At 34.9% G+C, this 19,879-nt stretch carries 19 protein-coding genes; 8 read left to right on the forward strand and 11 right to left on the reverse strand.

Annotation, left to right across the window (positions count from 1 at the left end):
* Positions 1-20: 20 nt before the first annotated feature.
* A complete protein-coding gene (locus tag J2W95_RS12415) occupies positions 21-1,343 on the reverse strand; it encodes a serine hydrolase domain-containing protein (protein WP_310007427.1) in 1,323 nt (440 codons plus the stop codon).
* 387 nt (positions 1,344-1,730) lie between these two features.
* On the opposite strand from J2W95_RS12415, the gene J2W95_RS12420 reads away from it, so the two are divergent.
* Positions 1,731-2,741: an LLM class flavin-dependent oxidoreductase gene (locus tag J2W95_RS12420; protein ID WP_409025127.1), complete on the forward strand. Its 1,011-nt coding sequence runs from the start codon at positions 1,731-1,733 to the stop codon at positions 2,739-2,741.
* Positions 2,742-2,927: 186 nt separating this feature from the next.
* Here the strand turns inward: J2W95_RS12420 and J2W95_RS12425 are convergent, their stop codons facing one another.
* From J2W95_RS12425 to J2W95_RS12435, 3 genes are all read right to left on the reverse strand, one after another.
* Positions 2,928-3,767 (reverse strand): L,D-transpeptidase, encoded by an 840-nt coding sequence (locus J2W95_RS12425; protein WP_409025128.1) that lies wholly within the window; start codon positions 3,765-3,767, stop codon positions 2,928-2,930.
* A gap of 173 nt (positions 3,768-3,940) precedes the next feature.
* The gene (locus J2W95_RS12430) at positions 3,941-4,144 is read right to left on the reverse strand and encodes a helix-turn-helix domain-containing protein (protein WP_310007430.1); all 204 of its coding nucleotides are present in this window, start codon (positions 4,142-4,144) and stop codon (positions 3,941-3,943) included.
* Positions 4,145-4,147: 3 nt separating this feature from the next.
* On the reverse strand, positions 4,148-4,672 hold the full coding sequence (locus J2W95_RS12435; RefSeq protein WP_310007432.1) for a DUF2975 domain-containing protein: 525 nt from the start codon (positions 4,670-4,672) through the stop codon (positions 4,148-4,150).
* A 228-nt stretch (positions 4,673-4,900) separates the two neighbouring features.
* On the opposite strand from J2W95_RS12435, the gene J2W95_RS12440 reads away from it, so the two are divergent.
* Positions 4,901-6,661, forward strand: a complete 1,761-nt coding sequence (locus J2W95_RS12440; RefSeq protein WP_310007433.1) for an ABC transporter ATP-binding protein — start codon at positions 4,901-4,903, stop codon at positions 6,659-6,661.
* Positions 6,662-6,724: 63 nt separating this feature from the next.
* Here the strand turns inward: J2W95_RS12440 and J2W95_RS12445 are convergent, their stop codons facing one another.
* Positions 6,725-7,594, reverse strand: coding sequence for a DUF808 domain-containing protein (locus J2W95_RS12445; RefSeq protein WP_310007435.1), 870 nt, complete (start codon positions 7,592-7,594; stop codon positions 6,725-6,727).
* A gap of 260 nt (positions 7,595-7,854) precedes the next feature.
* Positions 7,855-8,895, reverse strand: a complete 1,041-nt coding sequence (locus tag J2W95_RS12450) for a GMP reductase (RefSeq protein ID WP_310007437.1) — start codon at positions 8,893-8,895, stop codon at positions 7,855-7,857.
* A gap of 276 nt (positions 8,896-9,171) precedes the next feature.
* On the opposite strand from J2W95_RS12450, the gene J2W95_RS12455 reads away from it, so the two are divergent.
* Positions 9,172-9,591: a hypothetical protein gene (locus J2W95_RS12455; protein WP_310007439.1), complete on the forward strand. Its 420-nt coding sequence runs from the start codon at positions 9,172-9,174 to the stop codon at positions 9,589-9,591.
* A 69-nt stretch (positions 9,592-9,660) separates the two neighbouring features.
* On the opposite strand, the gene J2W95_RS12460 is transcribed toward J2W95_RS12455, so the two are convergent.
* From J2W95_RS12460 to J2W95_RS12470, 3 genes are read right to left on the reverse strand one after another with little or no spacing between them, the layout of a single operon-like run.
* Complete coding sequence (locus J2W95_RS12460) at positions 9,661-10,041, reverse strand: hypothetical protein (protein WP_310007441.1); 381 nt, start codon at positions 10,039-10,041, stop codon at positions 9,661-9,663.
* Complete coding sequence (locus J2W95_RS12465; RefSeq protein WP_310007443.1) at positions 10,038-10,391, reverse strand: hypothetical protein; 354 nt, start codon at positions 10,389-10,391, stop codon at positions 10,038-10,040. Before J2W95_RS12465 ends, J2W95_RS12460 begins: the two co-directional genes overlap by 4 nt.
* A 17-nt stretch (positions 10,392-10,408) precedes the next feature.
* On the reverse strand, positions 10,409-10,693 hold the full coding sequence (locus J2W95_RS12470) for a YtxH domain-containing protein (protein WP_310007445.1): 285 nt from the start codon (positions 10,691-10,693) through the stop codon (positions 10,409-10,411).
* 533 nt (positions 10,694-11,226) lie between these two features.
* Here J2W95_RS12470 and J2W95_RS12475 point away from each other — a divergent pair.
* Entirely contained in the window at positions 11,227-11,880 is a 654-nt protein-coding gene (locus tag J2W95_RS12475) for an NADPH-dependent F420 reductase (RefSeq protein ID WP_310007446.1), read from the forward strand.
* Between the two features lie 188 nt (positions 11,881-12,068).
* The gene (locus J2W95_RS12480) at positions 12,069-12,956 is read left to right on the forward strand and encodes a carbon-nitrogen hydrolase (protein ID WP_310007448.1); all 888 of its coding nucleotides are present in this window, start codon (positions 12,069-12,071) and stop codon (positions 12,954-12,956) included.
* Positions 12,957-13,051: 95 nt separating this feature from the next.
* Here the strand turns inward: J2W95_RS12480 and J2W95_RS12485 are convergent, their stop codons facing one another.
* Positions 13,052-14,578: a choice-of-anchor I family protein gene (locus tag J2W95_RS12485; protein ID WP_310007450.1), complete on the reverse strand. Its 1,527-nt coding sequence runs from the start codon at positions 14,576-14,578 to the stop codon at positions 13,052-13,054.
* A gap of 192 nt (positions 14,579-14,770) precedes the next feature.
* Between J2W95_RS12485 and J2W95_RS12490 the strand changes: the two genes are divergently transcribed.
* Entirely contained in the window at positions 14,771-15,811 is a 1,041-nt protein-coding gene (locus tag J2W95_RS12490; protein ID WP_310007452.1) for an agmatine deiminase family protein, read from the forward strand.
* A 96-nt stretch (positions 15,812-15,907) separates the two neighbouring features.
* Here J2W95_RS12490 and J2W95_RS12495 read toward each other — a convergent pair whose 3' ends face one another.
* On the reverse strand, positions 15,908-18,181 hold the full coding sequence (locus J2W95_RS12495) for a M1 family metallopeptidase (RefSeq protein WP_310007453.1): 2,274 nt from the start codon (positions 18,179-18,181) through the stop codon (positions 15,908-15,910).
* A gap of 262 nt (positions 18,182-18,443) precedes the next feature.
* Between J2W95_RS12495 and J2W95_RS12500 the strand changes: the two genes are divergently transcribed.
* Both J2W95_RS12500 and J2W95_RS12505 read left to right on the forward strand, forming a co-directional pair.
* Positions 18,444-19,295, forward strand: coding sequence for an aldose 1-epimerase family protein (locus J2W95_RS12500; protein ID WP_310007455.1), 852 nt, complete (start codon positions 18,444-18,446; stop codon positions 19,293-19,295).
* A gap of 20 nt (positions 19,296-19,315) precedes the next feature.
* On the forward strand, positions 19,316-19,867 hold the full coding sequence (locus J2W95_RS12505) for a GNAT family N-acetyltransferase (protein WP_310007457.1): 552 nt from the start codon (positions 19,316-19,318) through the stop codon (positions 19,865-19,867).
* The last annotated feature ends 12 nt before the right edge of the window (positions 19,868-19,879 follow it).

The following is a 19,879-nucleotide window of genomic DNA, read 5'->3' on the forward strand; positions in this document are numbered from 1 at the left end:
CACAAATGTTGGCCGCTGTTTTATTCTTTTGTGAATACGAATTGTTGTCCTCCTTGTTTTAAATTCATTATTTTTTCTGCGGGATTAAATTCCATAATAGCGCCTGCTAGTTCGAAAGAAAACTTGTCTTTATCAGTTGCAACGAGTTCAGTGGAAGGTTGTCCTGTAGCTTGTGCTATCAAGGTATTATTGTTTTTAGTGAATGTAATTTTTATAGGGATGTCTTTGCTTGCATAAACTCCTAAGTATTTGTCCAATTCCTCAGTGGTAACCGATATCGTTTTAAATGATGGCATCTCATATGGCTGATTATATACTGCACTTGCTAAAGTAATTGAGATATTGTTATTATTGAAAACCGAGCCATTACTTGTAAGTGCAATTGTTACATTTTGTTCGTCAAAATGAGCAAAAGCTGAAGTAAAATCATCTATTCCTCCAGTATGTCCATAGCCTTTTTTTTCATTAAAGGGAACTTGAAATAACCCCATTCCGAAGCCGTCTTTTAATATTTTTATTAGTTCAAGATTTTGGTCTGAAACTAATTTTCCATTAAATAATGCTTCTGAAAATAGTGTTAAGTCGCTTGGCGTGGAAACGATTGCACCAGCTCCCAAGGGAATTGACATATCGGTTTCGGTATGTTTTACCCAATTGCCGTTTTGGAGTGAATAGGAAAAACTTTCATTGTCTTTTATATTGGTAGGTTTTCCGAAATAAGTATTCTTTAAATGTAATGGTTGGACAATTTGTTCATTCAATAAAAGGGCGTAATCCTTTTTATAAATCTTTTGCAGTATCCATGTTAAAAGCACATAATTGGAATTGCTATATGAAGCTTTGGCATCAGGTTTAAAATCGCTTCCACCCTTTATGATTGTGGCTAATAATTCCTTTTCAGATGTCTTTTTTGTATCCCATTTTGAATACTCTACATCATCCGTAAAATTGTGGATTCCGCTTCGATGGTTGAGCAAATTGCTGATGGTTATTTCATTGGCATTTGGAACTTCGGGGAAATATTGATTTAGCTTGTCGGTCAATTTTAGTTTATTAGCTTCGATCGCTTTAAAAACCAAAACAGTAGTAAAGGTTTTTGAAATTGAGCCAATTCTGTATTTAGTATTGTCATTAGGTTTTACTTTATTTTCGATATCGGAAAATCCAATTTGCTTTGTATAAATGATTTTTCCATTTTGAGAAATTGCCGCACTTCCCATAAACTTGTTATTCGTTTCAAGCACATTGAAATATTCGTCCAATTTGGCTTTGTCAAAGTTTTGAGCGAATCCGGTTTGGATTAAAAATCCAGTTGCTAATAGTGTAAAAAGAAAATTTTTCATGTTTTTGGTTGTCCTTTTTGTTAGTTACTTACTTTGTCAAAATAGCCTTCATCTTATTTATTTGTGCCAACAATGCAGCACATCGTATCTAATTAGTTGGTTTTTGAATTATTATAGTAAATATATATATTTAATTTAAGAAACAAAATCTTACTAATCTTAAGTCGACATAATTTCTCCTGAAAAACTAAATATGTCGCCTAGCCCCGATAGAAGCAAAAATCCTTGTGAACCGGGGTTCGGTTCACAAGATTGAAGCGGATAGCGGGAAAACTATTGATGAAATGGCAAATACTTCTGCTCCAAAATAATTCCAGAAGAACTCATTTTAATAGTATCATTTCGGCATAGATTCCTAAGCGGTAATGATTAAATTTGTGCAAACTTATGATAAATATGAAAATTCCGATTTCCTTATTAGAATTAGCGATAATTACGCAAAACAGCGATGCCAGCGAAACGATGCAAAAAACGAAAGAACTGGCACAACTTGCCGATGGTTTGGGCTATAAACGTTTCTGGTTAGCAGAACACCATAATATGGCACACGTGGCGAGTACTGCAACGGTTGTTTTGATTGGTTTTATTGCGAGTCAGACGCAGAATATTCGGGTAGGATCGGGTGGAATAATGTTGCCCAATCATTCGCCGTTGATTATTGCCGAGCAGTTTGGAACATTGGGAATTTTATATCCTGAGAGAATCGACCTTGGTTTGGGAAGAGCTCCCGGAACCGATTCGCAGACGGCACAAGCGATTCGACCTGATTTTATTGCCGAATCGCAACGGTTTCCGCAGAATGTAAAAGCGTTGCAGGACTATTTTTCGGAAGCCAATGCTACGTCAAAAGTTCGTGCTTTTCCGGCGGAAGGTACAAATGTTCCTATTTGGATTTTGGGTTCGAGTATGGACAGCGCTTCGTTGGCAGCGGCTTATGGATTGCCGTATGCTTTTGCAGGTCATTTTGCACCTAGGCAAATGATTCAAGCTTTTGAGTATTATAGAGAAAATTTTAAGCCTTCGGTATATTTGGATAAGCCGAAAACAATGGCTTGCGTGAATGTAATTGCCGCCGATACAGATAATGAGGCCGAAGTTTTATCGACGAGTTTGTATCAAATGTTTCAGAATTTAGTTCAAAATACTAGAAAACCGTTGCAGCCGCCTGTGGATTCTTTGTCTGATCTTATGAATGGTATGAGCGAAGAAGCCCGTTTTCACGTAAACCAAATGACGGCTGGTTCATTTATTGGAAGTAAGCAGACATTGATCAAAGAATTAAAAGAATTCATCAACTATTCCCGCGTGGATGAATTGATGATTACTGCTCCAATCTTTAATCATCAGGATAAACAGAAGAGTTTGAAAATAACTAAAGAGGTTATTGATGGGATTTGAATTGTGAGTTGTGAATGATTCTATACCAAGTGCATTTTTTTATTTTAAACTCCAATAATCCATAAACTTGTCATCCCGAGAAACGAGGGATCTCCGTTGCTATATCGACAAACTAAGTCTATAGAATACGGAGCTTCTTGTGAAGATTCCTCGTTCCTCGGAATGACAATATTGGGTGTGACTTTTTCAAGGCAGTTTTTCCCTTTTTTTCTGTTCCGATAAAATGCCGTTTAAGTACGGTTTCGTTGTGCTTTCTATTTCGGCTATTGAAATATTCAATACTTTAGGATTTTGGATTAATTGCAGCCAGGGTTTTGGCGCATCAAAATCATATTTGCCAAAAACAATCACAGGAGTTCCTTTTACAAGTACATTTTCATCATCCTTTAATATCCATTGGTCAGCCCAAGTGTAAAGGTATTTGGCATCTTTTTCCTGAAGACGCAAACAGGAATGTGAAGCAGGATAGCCGGGCAATTCATACTGATGCCAGCCAACCCCTAATTTATTGGCAATATTAAAATTCCAACGCAAATCCCACTCATCGTTGAATGTGCTTGTTGTTTTTTCGGCTTTCCAGTTGGTGTAAAAAAGTCCGATGGGTGTGGGATCTTTTTTCCGCCCCATATTAGTTGGGCCAGTATAAATTAATTGACCATTTTCATAAGCGGCAAAAGTTTGCGTAGGGTATGAAAAAAAGATAATCTTATCGATGGCTTCTAAAGAAGGAACTTCTAATGGAAATGGAAGATAAAACTCTAAATCACCAGTCAAATCCTCAGGGATAATAATGGAATCCATTTTGGCAATATTGGTTTTGTCAGTTCTATTAACGGCAAGAACGATTCGAAGTTGTCTGCTGTCTGTGGTCTCTGCAAGCCATTGTTTAGCGTTTTCGAAATGAAACGAAATGCTTTTGGGTTGTTTTCTAACAATTGTTTTTTTAGACTTCATAACCCCCTGATTCTGGTCTTTGCACGAACAGAAAATCATAAGTAGCATTAGAATAAGGACTGTCTTTTGCATAGCTAATTTCTTTGATGTAAAATTGACAATTTTGGCTAAAGAGTTTGTTATATAATAACGGGGATTTGTTGTGTTATTATGATATTTTGGAAACAAAAAAGCCAACAATTAAGTTGGCTTGCTATTATAGCTTATTCTATTTGGATGCAGTAAAAAATAAAGCGACCAAACACTTACTCCATATACTCCAACAAATCTCCAGGTTTGCAGTCAAGAGCTTTGCAGATTGCTTCAAGGGTGCTAAAGCGTATTGCTTTGGCTTTTCCGGTCTTTAGAATAGAAAGATTAGACAAAGTCAAATCTACCTTCTCTGAAAGTTCGTTTAATGACATTTTCCTTTTTGCCATCATAACGTCAAGATTTACTATTATAGGCATAATTTAGATAGTTAAGTCGATTTCAGATTGTATTTCGATTCCTTTTTTGAAAATCTGCGCTATGATGAATATTACTCCAGCGAGAAAGATAAACTCTCCAGAAATCCAATTTTCGGATGTAGGTAAACCATTTTGAAGTAACCATTGATGATTGACATTGGCAAGCATGGATACAGCCCAAATTATAAATATCACATGGCTGACTTTTTCTATTAATAAAGCTACATTCATGGTGAAAGGATGTTCCAGATTCATTTTTGATAAAATTTGGATTACCAAATATGAGGTATAAGCTTTGAGCCCCAATAAAGCAATTATTAGAAATGCTGTGACGGAATAGTTCAAAAAATCCAACTTTCTGAGTGAGTGCAAGTTTAATCCCATATACAGGTTTTTGGTTACTTCAGGATTGATAATGCTAATAGAATAGGAAACAATAAGGGCTCCCGTTTTAATTAGCAATCCAATGAATACAATCCAAGTTAAGACATTCATTGTTGTCAAGATACTTTCTGTTTTTGTTTTCATAACTCTTAGTATTTAATAAATAATAATCAAATATAGATAAATATTTATTGATAATCAATAAATATTTATTTTTTATATTTACTTTAACTTTGGGAATAAAAATGCTTAGAGGGATTCATAATTATTTAGACAAATGGAGTTAAGGTTTTTTGTGTGTTATTATTGCAGTCTATTTTAATTTTTTGAATCCAATAGTTGTAATTTTGCATTTCAATTTTAGAAAGAAATATGAAAATATTATATACCTACATAAAAAACCACAAGCCTTTATTATTTTTAGCGCTCTTTTTGGCAGCAATCAATCAATGTTTTTCCCTATGTGACTCCATTATTATTGGTAAATTATTGAATCAATGTGGTGTTGGAGTGGCCAGTTTCAATCATAATTATGCAAATTTCACCAAAGCAGTTTTGGGTTGGTTAGCTTTATCACTTGGAGCCGCTATGATGTCAAGAATTGCAAAAAATTTCCAGGATTATTTTACCAATATTATCATTCAACGCACAGGTGCAAAAATGTATACCGATGGTATTCAAAAAGCACTTGAATTACCATTTCAGGATTTTGAAGACCAACGAAGCGGAGAAACTCTAGGGAAGCTTCAGAAAGTAAAAATAGATTGTGAAAAATTCATCACTTTGGCCATTTCGCTAGTTTTTCAAACGCTTATCGGGATTGTATTTGTGATGGGGTATGCAATTAATATCCATTGGTTGTTGGGACCTATTTTTTTGGCAACCGTTCCAGTTATTGCTTTTATCAGTTCTTTTTTGGGGACAAGAATCAAAAAAGTGTCCAAAGAAATTCTAGGCGAAACAACTGCTTTGGCAGGTGCAACCACCGAATCGTTGCGCAATATTGAATTAGTGAAAAGTTTAGGTTTGACAGAACAGGAAGTAAATCGTCTGAACACTACAACTATAAAAATCCTAGGATTAGAATTAAAGAAAGTTCGTTTTATCCGTTCGTTGAGTTTTATTCAGGGGACTACGGTACATTTCATGAGAACCGGTTTGGTTTTTGCATTATACATGTTTATTTTTCAAGGAATCATCAAACCAGGAGATTTGATTACGTTAATGTTTTTCTCCTTCTTTTTATTTAATCCGTTGCAGGAGCTTGGAAATGTCATAGCTACTTATAATGAAACCAAAGCTTCGATGGATAATTTTGGTACTCTGATGAATGCCAAAAGTGAAGAAAGACCTTTGTTTCCAAAAACAATTGGGTTCATTAATAATTTGAGATTTTCAAACATTTCATTCAAGCACCAAACAGCTACTTCTTATGCTGTCAAAGACATTTCTTTTGAAGCGAAAGCTGGAGAAACAATAGCTTTTGTCGGGCCTTCGGGAAGTGGTAAAACGACTTTGGTAAAAATGTTAGTTGGTCTGTACACTCCAGATGAGGGTAATATTTTTTACAATGAAAAAAATTCTAAAGATATTGACTTAACCGAGTTGCGTCAGCAATTGGGATTTGTAACCCAAGATGCACAATTGTTCTCTGGAACGATAAAAGACAATTTACTGTTTGTAAAACCCAATGCAACCGATGAAGAAATAAATGATGTCTTGCAAAAATCGGCCTGTCAAAATTTATTGTCACGCGCCGAAAAAGGCTTGAACACGACTATCGGTGAAGGCGGTATTAAAGTATCTGGTGGGGAAAAACAGCGTTTATCAATTGCAAGGGCATTATTAAGAAACCCTAGATTATTGTTGTTCGATGAAGCGACTTCGGCTCTAGACTCCATCACCGAAGAAGAGATTACGCAAACCATTCGAAGCATCTCTTCTAAGCAAGATCAGATTACGGTATTGATTGCGCATCGTTTATCCACTATTATGCATGCTGATAGAATCTATGTATTGGAGCAAGGTGCAATAATCGAACAAGGAAAGCATCAAGATTTATTGAATGAAAAAGGCTTGTATTATGCGATGTGGAGACAACAAATTGGGGAGAGAAAAATAGTGGAAGTATAAAAATAAAAGCCAAACCCAATCATTATAGTTATTGGGTTTGGCTTTATGTGTAAAAACATTTCCTTACTTTTTTCCAAACATCATTTTAAATAGATTTACTATCCCCAAAACAAGCAACCCAATTGCAAGTCCAATGATAAATTCTTTCAAGAAAGAAGGTAATTGAGGCAATACATGATGCAAGAATTCAATATTATGCACAAATATTCCTCCTGCCACTAAAATCAAGGCTATCGTGCCAATTACGGCTAAGCTTTTAATAACTTTTGGCAAGGCTTGTACCAATAAATTACCAATGATTTTTGCAGGACTTTTTTCTTTGTTACTCATTCCGATGAGTTTGAAACCGAGTTCATCCATTCTTACAATTAATGCAACAATGCCATAAACACCCACGGTAGCCAATATTGCGATTAAGGAGACAACAACAATTTGAGATGTTAGCGTTTCTTCAATAACGGTTCCCAGCGCAATAATTACGATCTCTACCGATAAAATGAAATCAGTTACTATTGCTGATTTTATTTTTTCTTTTTCAAATGCCAAAATTTCGATTTCCGTGAACTCTTGGATTTTGGTTTCTACTGCTGAATGTTTATGGGGAAAGAAATATTCATATATTTTTTCGGCGCCTTCATACGCTAAAAAAAGACCTCCAAGCACCAAGATTATTATAATTGCCAAAGGAAAAAAAGCGCTTAGCAGAAAGGCAATTGGTAAAATGATTATTTTATTGATAAAAGAGCCTTTTGCAATTGCCCACAATACTGGAAGTTCCCTTGAGGAAATAAATCCGGAGGCTTTTTCGGCATTGACAGCCAAATCATCGCCCAAAATACCGGCAGTTTTCTTTGCTGCAATTTTACTCATTACTGCAACATCATCCATAAGTGCTGCGATATCATCCAATAGTGCGAAAAAACCTGATGCCATTTAATTTGTTTTTAAAAGTGTATGATTTTGGTATTGTTTGTTTATGCGAAACTAATACATTTTGGCTGAATTTATTTGTGAAATCAATGTTTTGAAATACTAAATTTCTGGTTTAGCCCCGATGGGAGCATGTATCCTTTTATCTCTTCCTCAAACGAGATGAAAGATACTGCGGACAGCGGGAGTAAATCTGTTATGAAAAACTATTGTTGTGCTCCTAAAAAAAAACACCAGCAATTTGACTAGTGTTTTCTTTATGATTACTTGTTGAAAATAACATTTTCTTGTTCCAGAACCCGAATAAAGGTGGTTCTTTTGGTCAATTCTTTCAATTTGGAAGCTCCCACATATGTGCAGGTGCTTCTGATACCGCCAAGGATATCTTTTAAGGTATCAATGACATTTCCTTTGAAAGGAACTTGAACCGTTTTTCCTTCACTGGCTCTATATTCGGCGACACCTCCAACATGTTTATTCATGGCAGTTTCCGAACTCATTCCATAGAACTTTTTATATTTTTCACCGCCAATTTCCACCATTTCGCCACCGCTTTCGTTGTGTCCTGCAAGCATACCGCCAAGCATTACGAAATCAGCACCGGCACCAAAGGCTTTGGCAACATCACCCGGAGTGACGCATCCGCCGTCGCTTATGATATGACCTCCCAAACCATGCGCGGCATCGGCACATTCGATAATAGCAGAAAGTTGGGGATAACCTACTCCCGTTTTTACTCTTGTGGTGCAAACCGAGCCAGGGCCTATTCCCACTTTTATGATATCAGCTCCAGCCAATAATAATTCTTCGACCATTTCGCCAGTAACCACATTTCCGGCAATTATCACTTTATCGGGATATTGGTTGCGCGCTTTTTTGACAAAACTCACAAAATGCTCGGAATATCCATTGGCAACATCAATGCAAATGAATTTTAATTGTGGACTTTGCTCAAATATTTCTCCTATTTTGTTGAAATCATTTTTACCGGTTCCAGAACTCACCGCAATATAATCAGTAATATTTTCGGGTGCATTTTTCATAAATTCGCCCCATTCCTCCAAAGTATAATGCTTATGAATGGCCGTAAAAAGGTTTTCCTTGGCCAATGCCAATGCCATTTCAAAAGTACCTACTGTATCCATATTGGCTCCCATAACAGGAACTCCAGACCATGTGACGGAACTGTGTAAAAACTTATATTCTCTCTCCAATGAAACCTGTGATCTACTCTTTAAGGTAGAGCGCTTGGGTCTTATCATTACGTCTTTAAATCCTAATTTAAGTTCCGTTTCTATTCTCATGATACTATTAATATGTTACACACAAATGTATCGATTTAATAAAAAAAAGAAATACAAATAAGAGTTAAAATGTATTACATACAATTATTTGGATTACCCAAAATAAGAAAAGCTTTTGTTCTTTATTGCAAGATTTAAGAAAATACAACTTCTAAAAAAAATAATTTAAAGTCAATTTTTAATTCTTATTTTTACAAAAGACAGGGAAAATAAAGTTAACTCAAAGACATATTGGTAATTATGAATATTAAAAATATACTCAGATTTGTTTTATTGATGACAATAGTAGTTGCAAGTTTTGTTTGCTGTAATTCTGACGATCATAAAACTGGTGTTGATGATGTGACAGATACTGTAAAAGACGGAACTTGGAGAGTTAGTTATTTTTACGATTCTGGAGCGGATAAAACAGCAAATTATCTGGGCTATAGCTTTGTTTTTGGTGGAAATTATCTATTGACTGCAACCAAAGAAACCAATACCTATAACGGCCAATGGTTTGTATCCAAAAGTACCAGTGATAATGATCTTTACAGTACGATTTTTAAAATTTCAATTGGTCCCAATGACATCTTTGAAAATTTGAATGCGGACTGGAAAGTAATGAGTAACACAGATGCTACTTTAACACTAAAAGATGATAGCAAGGGCGAAACGAATATTGATTATCTGACTTTTGAAAAAATAGTTCAATAAAAAGTATATTGGAAATAGCTGGTAAATCAGTCTTTAATTTATAATTTAAAAATAAGATAGACTACCAGATCATTTGTTTTTGTCGAAAAAATGCCTAACAAGGTTACTACCAATTGTCTTAATAGTATCTGAATGTTTTGAAACCAAATTTGCTATTGCAAATTGAACAGCTGTTCCAATAATTCTTTTCACAGGACTATGTGGATTGTCTCCAAAAAGTTTTTTGGAAAGAAATCCAGCTCCTAAGCCAAATGCATTGCTGACCAAATCATTTTTTATTTCGGGTGAAGCGGTTACTTCATGAAATACGCTTTTAATTAGATTGATAGGCTTCAAACTTTCGTAGGCAACATGAAATTGCTCTTTTAGGGCATTCAATTCATAATCATGTTTCTGTTCCTGAAGAATTATCAATTCATTTAATGAATCCGTTTCGTTATTCTTTCTCATAACGTTTTCTCTTTTAGCATTTGTTTAATAATAGAATTGCTAACAGGATATTTTAGCCATTGCTTACGAAATAGGTGAAGAATAATTGCCATAAAGACATAAAAGCCACCAACTACAAAAAAGCCGTAAGAGCTATCAATAAACAGTTTTCCTAGCCATAATGCCACACCAATACTAATAATTAAGACTGAGAATACAACGGTCATAATCACTGCAAGTCGTGCAACAAGAGATGAAGCTACATCGGCCGATTTGTCTATGGCATTTAGCTTAAACAACTTTAATGTTGTTTTACTGTAATCTTCTGCCCGCTCAAAAAGCGTTGCAATAGGTGTTGTATCCTCAGTCATAATATATTTGTTTAGTATTAATAATTTGAAGAACTGCTATTTACATCATTTTTTGCATCATCAAATTTTGTTTTTGCTTCCTGTGTTAAATCCTGTGCAAATTCTTTTGTGCTTTGGATTTTATCTGTAATAGAAGCAGCTAAGTCGCTAAATTTGGATTTTAAATCATCTGCATAATCACATCCTTTATCTAAGATTTGCTTGCGGGTTACCGAACCTTTTTCGGGAGCAAATAGAATTCCTAAAATTCCGCTAATGGCAAGACCTGCTGTTGTTCCTAATATTATTTTACTTGTGCTCATAACTGTTTTGTTTTAGTTTATTTATATTTTTTTATTGAATGGAATTTAATTTTTTAACTGCATTGGCCCAAAAGCACCCAAATAATTATAAAAACTAAAATTGTACCGAAGCATCCACCACCCAGTTTTTTTGCTCCATAGCCTGCTAATAGCCCTCTGAAAATATTGTTCATGGTGTTTTATATTTAAGTTGTTTGTTGTTAATTTTAGTTCAATTATGGGGTTGGTTTCAATTATGTAAAGTTGAGGTTCTTATTTGGAGATTGTTTTACAATACTTTTGAAAAATGTTGCATCATTTACAGATTGGCATGAAATTATTAGATTACAATCCGCATTCGATTCTAAATTTTAGAGCAGAAAGATTAGTTTTTTTTTTGCTGGCATGGTTCCCACTATTCGCTGTTTTACTCTTTGCATATTCAAATAAACACAACAAAACTTTAAGTTTTAACGAAAGTCAAAATTCACATTTCAGTTGCATATTTCCTTTATTTTTATAACTTTATAATTCATAACCCAAAATAGAGTATAATGAAAATAGCAATTTTAGGAACTGGAGCTGTTGGTACAACAATAGCAACCAAATTGATTGAATTAGGTCATCAAGTCATGATAGGTTCCCGTAGTAAAACCAATGAAAAAGCCATCGAATTTGTGAATAAATTTGATAAAAATGCAAGTAATGGTACTTTTGAAGAAGCGGCAACTTTTGGAGAAATCATCTTTAATTGTGTCAAAGGTGAATTTGCAATTGAGGCATTAAAGCAAGCTGGTAGCGGAATCACCAATAAAATTCTCATTGACGTTTCTATACCTGTTGATACTAAAAAAGGAACTCCTTTATCATTGATTCCTGAACTTTGCAACACCAATTCATTGGGAGAAGAAATCCAAAAAACCTTTCCAAATACCAAAGTGGTAAAAACCCTAAATACCATGTGGAGCACCCTGATGATAGTTCCGACAATGCTACAAGATGGAGACCATACCAATTTTATATGCGGTAATGACGAAGAAGCTAAAAACAACGTAAAAAGCTTATTGAAAGAAATTGGATGGAAAGAGCAAGCTATAATGGATCTAGGCGACATAACAGGCTCACGTGGCACAGAAGGTCTTATGCCGCTTTGGCTAAGAATTTGGGGAGCAACGATGGGTACTTTCAGCATTAAAGTTGTTAATTAATAAATAGCCTTTAATCATTAGAAATTAAAACTTAATTTGAAATGCCTCCAGAAGCCACAAACTTTTTGGAGGCATTTTTCTTTTGCAATCACACAAAACAACCGTCTTTTTAACTTTAAAAAAAATCCAAAAGTCAGTACTGATACTCTTTTAAAAAATAACTATTTTTGCAGTCTAATTTTTTTACCATGTCAAAGAAGAAATACAAAATAGCGGTGATTCAATTGAATCTAAACGATGTTGCCGAAAACAACCTTAAAAAATGTTTGAGTTGGGTACGTGATGCCGCCAATCAAGGGGCTGAGGTGATTTCGTTACCTGAGTTATACAGCAGTCATTATTTTTGTCAAAGTGAAGATGTCGACAATTTTGCTTTGGCAGAACCATTGTACAGCACTTCATTTATTGCTTTTAGTGCTTTGGCAAAAGAATTGGGAGTGGTAATTATTGTTCCTTTCTTCGAAAAAAGAATGGCAGGAATTTACCATAACAGCGCCTATATTATTAATACTGATGGATCAGAAGCAGGATTGTACCGCAAAATGCACATTCCGGACGATCCACATTTCTATGAAAAATTCTATTTTACGCCAGGTGATTTAGGTTTCAAGGCCTTCCCTACCGAAAAAGGAAAAATAGGAACTTTAATTTGTTGGGATCAATGGTACCCAGAAGCGGCTCGATTGACAGCCTTACAAGGTGCCGATGTGTTATTTTACCCAACAGCTATTGGATGGCATCCACTTGAAAAAGAACAATACGGTGAAAACCAACACGGAGCCTGGATGAACGTAATGAAAGGTCATGCCGTTGCCAATGGTGTGTATGTAGCAGCTGCCAACAGAATTGGTTTGGAACAATATATTGAAGGAACTGCAGGAATTCAGTTTTGGGGATCATCATTTATTGCGGGACCACAAGGTGAAATTTTGGCGCAGGCCACACACGATAAAGAGGAAATTCTGATTGCCGAGGTGGACTTGGATTTACAGGAAAATGTACGTCAGAACTGGCCTTTCTTTAGAGACAGAAGAATCGATGCTTTCGGAGATATCACAAAAAGAGCAATTGATTAGTTTTAAAAAAAGACGCTAAGACACTAAGTGTCTGAGATTCTAAGTTTCAAAATAATCTTAGAATCTCAGTATCTTAGTAACTCAGCAACTTCCCCCTAATTCAACTCCGGTTGGTAAATTTTAATCGAACCATCTCCTTCGCTACTTACTACAACCAAGCTTCTTTTGTTTGGACTTTTGGAAGCCGGAATAAACAATAAACCTTCTGGAGCATCGCCTGTTTTTAGCGTTTGCAAATATTTTGGTGCTATTGGATTACTCACATCATATACCATAAAAGCATCAGCTCGTTCCAATCCCACAAAAAGAATTTGCTTGTTCCCCATTTTTGTTACATAAACGGCTTCAGGTTCCACAGATTTATCGTCACTTCTTCCATCATCATAGACACCAAATTCTTGTGCTTTTTTATCCAAATCGTTTTTACTATCAAAAACCAATTGGCCTGTAACTCCATTCCAAATTGAAAAAGAACGAGCTCCAAATCCAACTAATTCATCAAAATCTCCATCTCCGTCGATATCTCCCATCTTAGTATTGATATTCAATCTTCCCATACTTGCATCGGCTTTTAGTGTCGCAGCATTTGGAAAAATAGTTGGATCCAATATAACAGACGAATGATTGATTCTTCGAACATCTACAAAAGCGGAGTATTCACGAGCATCCCCTTCATTTGCAGTAACTACATACTGTACATTATTCACTTCAAAACTGCTAATGGCATCTGGTTGGAACATCCCTTTTAATTTCCAAGTATTAAAAGTGACAGCACCGTCTTTATCATTTATGTCCAATGCATTTTCAGCCAAATTGTAATCCTTGTAACCTAAAGGAAAAATTTGTGTGATTTTTTTGGTTGCCAAATCAATTTTGGCAATACCGTTGTTCTCCTGCAGGGTAACCCAAGCAGTTCGGGAATCGGAGGAAATAGTTAAGTATTCCGGTTCGATATCGGCAGCAAAATTATTTGTTGGACTAGCTATTCTAAAACCTTTGGATTTCAAATCTGCCAATTGACCACTAAAACTTCCAAAAGTCAAAGTCGTAACTGCATAATTGGAAGCTACATCAATAATAGAAACTGATCCATCCGGGTCTTGCGAATACGTATCATTTGGTTCACCCTCGTTGGCCGTCAGTATAAATCTTCCATTATGAGAATAAGTAATCATATCTGGCAATGCTCCTACCGTAACTTCTTTCACAAGAGCATAATTAGAAGTATCAAAAATAACAACTTTACCTAAATCCTGTTTGCTTGTTTTAGATTCTAAGGCTACCGCTAATTCTCCATTAGAAGTAGCTACACTATTGGCCGCTCCATTATATTCAGCCAAATCAATGCTGGTAATTAAAGTCGGTTTGGATGGATCCGAAAGATCAATTACATCAATTTTATTGGCACTGCTGTTATTTACGGTAAACAGTTTTTTGCTAATCTCGTCGTAGGCGCTAATCTCGGCTGCTCCTGTTCCTCCAATGGTCAAAGTACCAATTTCTTTGAAAGTTGATGGATCTTCATTTACTGTTTCTTCAGAACCTCCGCCTGAATCAATTATGTCATCACAACCCACGATTAAAAATAACGCTGCAAGTACAGCTAAACTTTTTTGTATCATTTTATAAATTTTTAGTTTTTATCAAAATTACTTTTCATATTCATAACACTCATTATCATATTATTATGAAATGTTTAACATAACTATTCACATGAATTTGATTTACATCCAAAAGAATAAAATGTAACCATCAGAATATTTATTAATTCTACTGTTTGCTTATCTTTGCACACATTACAATTAGCATTTACTATGACTACACTTACAAGAAGTTTCCCTGCAGAATGGGAAAAACAACAAGGAATTTTATTGTGTTTTCCACATAATGGAAAAGATTGGCCAGGAAAATACGAAGCAGTACAATGGGCTTTTGTTGAATTCATTAAAAAAGTTGCTACATATGAGCAAGTTTTTTTGGTTGTTGCTGATGAAAACCAAAAAGATAAAGTAGCCGAAATGCTCGAAACTGCTCACGTGAAAACGAGTAACGTTTCTTTCATAATCCATAAGACCAATCGTAGCTGGATGCGTGATTCTGGTCCTATTATTGTAAAAAATGGTACAAAAAGAGAAGCCTTAAATTTTAATTTTAATGGCTGGGCCAAATATAAAAACATCAATTTGGATAAACACGTTCCTGCCAAAGTGGGTGAATTTCTAAATATTCCAGTAACACAAGTAATGTATAAAGGAAAACCCGTAATTGTTGAAGGAGGCGCTATCGACGTAAACGGAAAAGGAACATTGTTAACTTCTGAAGAATGTTTAATGCATCCCGATATTCAGGTTCGAAATCAAGGATTCACTAAAGAGGATTACGAAGCTGTTTTCAAAGAATATTTAGGGATTACCAATGTGATTTGGCTAGGTGACGGAATTGAAGGCGATGATACACACGGCCATATCGATGATTTATGCCGATTTGTAAACGAAGACACGATTGTAACCATAGTGGAATTGGATCCAAACGACAACAACTACAAACCATTGCAGGAGAATCTGAAAATACTGCAAAATGCCAAACTCGAAAATGGAAAAGCTCCAATCGTAGTTGCGTTACCAATGCCAAAAAGAATTGATTTTGAAGGATTGCGTTTGCCTGCCAGTTATGCCAATTTCCTGATTTTAAACAACTGTGTTTTGGTACCAACTTTTAATGATGTTAATGACAGAACAGCATTAAACATTTTAGCAGAATGTTTCCCTGATCGAGAAATTATCGGAATTAGTGCAATTGATTTCATTTGGGGATTTGGAACGTTGCATTGCTTGAGTCAACAAATTCCCGAGTAAATTATCGCAAAAAATAAACTCATTTGAGTTGTAGAAATAAAAAAAGACTTGTAGAAAATAATCTACAAGTCTTTTTTATTGATGGAAGAAACTCTTTTAATCCCTTGTGAAAGGTAATTTTTGATTTTCACTTATAATCATGTCAAATCCATTCTTTGCTGCGTTAAACTCAAATACAACACCTGCTTCTTTGGATTCAAATTTATCTTTGCCAATTGATTCCAGTGAAAATTTTGGGTAATCGGTAATTTCAGCATAAAGCACGCTGTTTTTCTCTGTAAATTCAATTTTATATTTTGAAGCCTTAGAAGAGAATTTACCTAAATAGCCATCCAAAATAATATCTTTCTCAACCGCTCCACTACCAGATTTCCAAGTGTTATTACTTTCGTTCACATCCGGAAAAGCATGATCAGGATCAATAACCACACTCTCGATTTCTTCTGTAGTATTCACCTTAAAAGACCAATCTACATTACGTTGCCAAATTTCCACAGGTAATTTAACACGTGTTACTTTTCCGCTTTTAGTTTTTATATCCAAAACAACTGGCATAGCCATTTTTTCAAAATTTTCAATCGTGATTATTGCTCCTTTAGTAGCGTCATTTTTCACATATTTAACCGAATTAACACCTTGATCCAAACGCCAATTATTGACAAACCATCCTTTCCAAAACCAGCTTAAGTCTTCACCCGCCACATTTTCCATCGTTCTGAAAAAATCGTCTGGAGCTGGATGCTTGAAAGCCCAACGTTCAGTGTAAGTTCTAAAAGCCAAATCAAAACGTTCTGGACCCAAAATTTGTTCTCTTAAAGTAATCAATCCGGCACTTGGTTTGAAGTAACACAAAAGACCAATATTTCTTTCCTTCATATTATCTGGAGAACTCATTATTGGTTCGTTCTTTGGATCGGTAAAGTATTCCGCGTTTTTATGGAAATCAGTTGGCTTAGTTTTATATTCGCCATTATTAAAATCAACTGAACTAATTGAATTAATAAAGGTGTTGAATCCTTCGTCCATCCAAGCAAATAAACGCTCATTCGAACCTACAATCATCGGGAACCAACCATGACCAAATTCATGATCTGTAACTCCCCATAAATCCTCCCCTTTAGATTCCCAACTACAAAAAACAATTCCTGGATATTCCATTCCGCCTTCATTTCCGGCTACGTTTGTTGCTACTGGGTAAGGATACTCGAACCATCTTTTAGAATAATTTTCTATTGAAGTTTTAGTATATTCGGTAGAACGTCCCCAGGCTTCGTTTCCAGCACTTTCAACTGGGTAAGCAGATAAAGCAAGTGATTTTGCACCACTTGGTAAATTTATTCTAGCTCCATCCAATATAAAAGCTGGTGAAGATGCCCAAGAAAAATCACGAGCATTTTTGATTTTAAAATGCCATGTTTTTTCAGAAGTAGTTCCTGCTTTTGATGCATTAGCTGCTACTTCTTCGGCGGTACGAATCATCACTGTTTTTTCACTTTGTTTGGCTTGAGCAACTCTTTTTTGCTCTTCAGCAGAATAAACAGCAGTTGGATTCAATAATGCACCCGAAGAAACTACAACATGATTGGAAGGTACAGTAATATTTACATCAAAATCCCCATATTCTAAATAAAACTCAGAAGCTCCCAAATATGGATTGGTATTCCAACCTCTCAAATCATCATATACACACATACGAGGATACCATTGTGCAATAGTGAAAATTTTACCGTTTTTGGTTTCCAAAACTCCCATTCTATCCGAACCTTCTTTTGGTGAAATGAATGAGAAATCAATTTTTATTTTCACAACTCCACCTTTTCCTTTCAAATCATCTGGAAGAAAAACTTGCATTCTACTGTCTGTGATGCTATATTTTGCTTCTTTTTCCACCGATTTACCCTTGGAAACAGTAACAATTTTAACCGATTTTATTTTATGACCTCCGTCAAAAATTTCACCTCGAGCGCCATTACGACTACCCGTTAATGGAATAAGTGCATTTCCTCTGGAATCTGATTTGAATAAATTTTGATCCAAATGCATCCATACAAAGGACATTACATCATTACTATTATTAGTGTAGGTAACTATTCCCGTTCCAATGATCTCATTCGTTTTTTCGTTCAGTTTGGCAGTCAATTTATAATCTGCTCTATTTTGCCAATATTCATGACCAGGTGCTCCGCTTACTGAACGTGTCGAAGAACCATTGTTTGTATAAAAAAATGGGCCAAATGCATCATGATAATTATACTTTGAAGTTGGAGTGTTATTGGACGTACTAGATCCAGAAGTATCTTGACTCCATGAAGTACTAAACACAATTAATAAAGTCAGCTGAAAAAGGACTCTAAAACAATTATTTCTCATATTTAAATTTTTATTGATTTTTATTCTGGGTAATAAATAATTAACGCATCTGTAAACTATCATTGAAAGCAGCTTCTTTATATTTACTTCATAAAAGTAGCATTTACAAAACAAATTAATGGAAAAAAAATCAATTTTCAGCTTAAAATTAAGAATTTGATTGATTTTAAAACCTAAATATAATTTCTGTTTTCTTTCTTAAAACAAGAATTAAAAAATATCTTTACAACACTAATTTTAACAACAAAAAACAACTATTATTGTGACCACAACTATATCCAACTCGATTTTAACCGCAGAAATAAAACATATTGGAGCCGAATTGTGTTCCTTAAAAGACAATTTCAATAAAGAATATATTTGGGGTGGAAATCCAGCCTTTTGGGGAAAGCATTCTCCTGTTTTATTTCCAATTGTAGGTACTCTAAAAGACAATTCCTACCAACAGAATAATGTTCAATATCAATTATCGCGACATGGTTTTGCTCGTGAAATGGAGTTTGAATTAATTGATAAACAAGAAGATAGCGCGACTTTTTCATTAGTTTCATCTTCAGAAACCAAGGAAAAATATCCATTCGATTTTGATTTACACTTAATATATACTTTGGAAAACAAATCCTTAAAAATTGAGTATAAAGTCTTCAATAATGGAAATACAAAAATGCCGTTTTCTATTGGAGCACATCCAGCATTTGATTTGCCAGGAAATTTTGAAAATTACAGTTTGGCTTTTGAGAAAAAGGAAACCTTAAACTATTATTTATTGAAAGATGGTTTAATTTCGGATACTACCGATGAATTACATTTGGACAAAAGTGAATTGCATTTAAATTATGGACTTTTTGCAAATGATGCTTTGGTTTTCAAAAACATAGCGTCCAAATCTATAACCATTTTGGAGAAATCCAAACCGTTTTTAAAAGTTAGCTATTCCGATTTTCCCGATTTAGGAATTTGGACTCCATCAAATGCGCCTTTTATATGCATTGAACCTTGGTTTGGCTATTCTGACACTGTGAATAAATTTGGTAATCTTTTTGAAAAAGAAGGCATTCAAATATTGGAAGCAAACGCAACTTTTCATTCTGCTTTCAGTATTGAAATTCTCTAAAACTAAAACAATTGAACTTTATGCTAGAAATTAATTTTTTACCATTTCCAATATTAAAAACCCAACGTTTACAATTACGTCAACTCGCTGCAAATGATGCGGAGGCTATTTTATCCTTGCGTTCTAATGATGAAGTCATGAAATACATTCCAAGACCTTATCTCAAGAGCAAAGAAGATGCTTTGGAACTTATCTCCATGTTTGATGATAAAATAGAAAATGGCATAGGTATCAACTGGGGCATTTATTTTCTTGACGAACCTGAAAAACTAATTGGAATTATTGGTTATTACCGAATGAAACCGGAACATTACAGAGCCGAAGTTGGCTATATGATATTCCCAAAATTCAACGGAAAAGGAATCGTATCGGAAGCATTACAAAAAGTGGTCGAATATGGATTTAAAGACATGAAACTGCATTCCATAGAGGCTATTTTGGATCCTCAAAACAAAGGTTCGGAAAATGTTTTGTTAAAAAATGGTTTTATAAAAGAGGCTCATTTATTGGAAAATGAATACTACGAAGGCCGTTTTCTTGATTCAATGATCTATTCCCTTTTGAATAAATAATTTTGAATGTCT

It is taken from the genome of Flavobacterium granuli (assembly GCF_031456055.1).
Taxonomy (GTDB): domain Bacteria; phylum Bacteroidota; class Bacteroidia; order Flavobacteriales; family Flavobacteriaceae; genus Flavobacterium; species Flavobacterium granuli_A.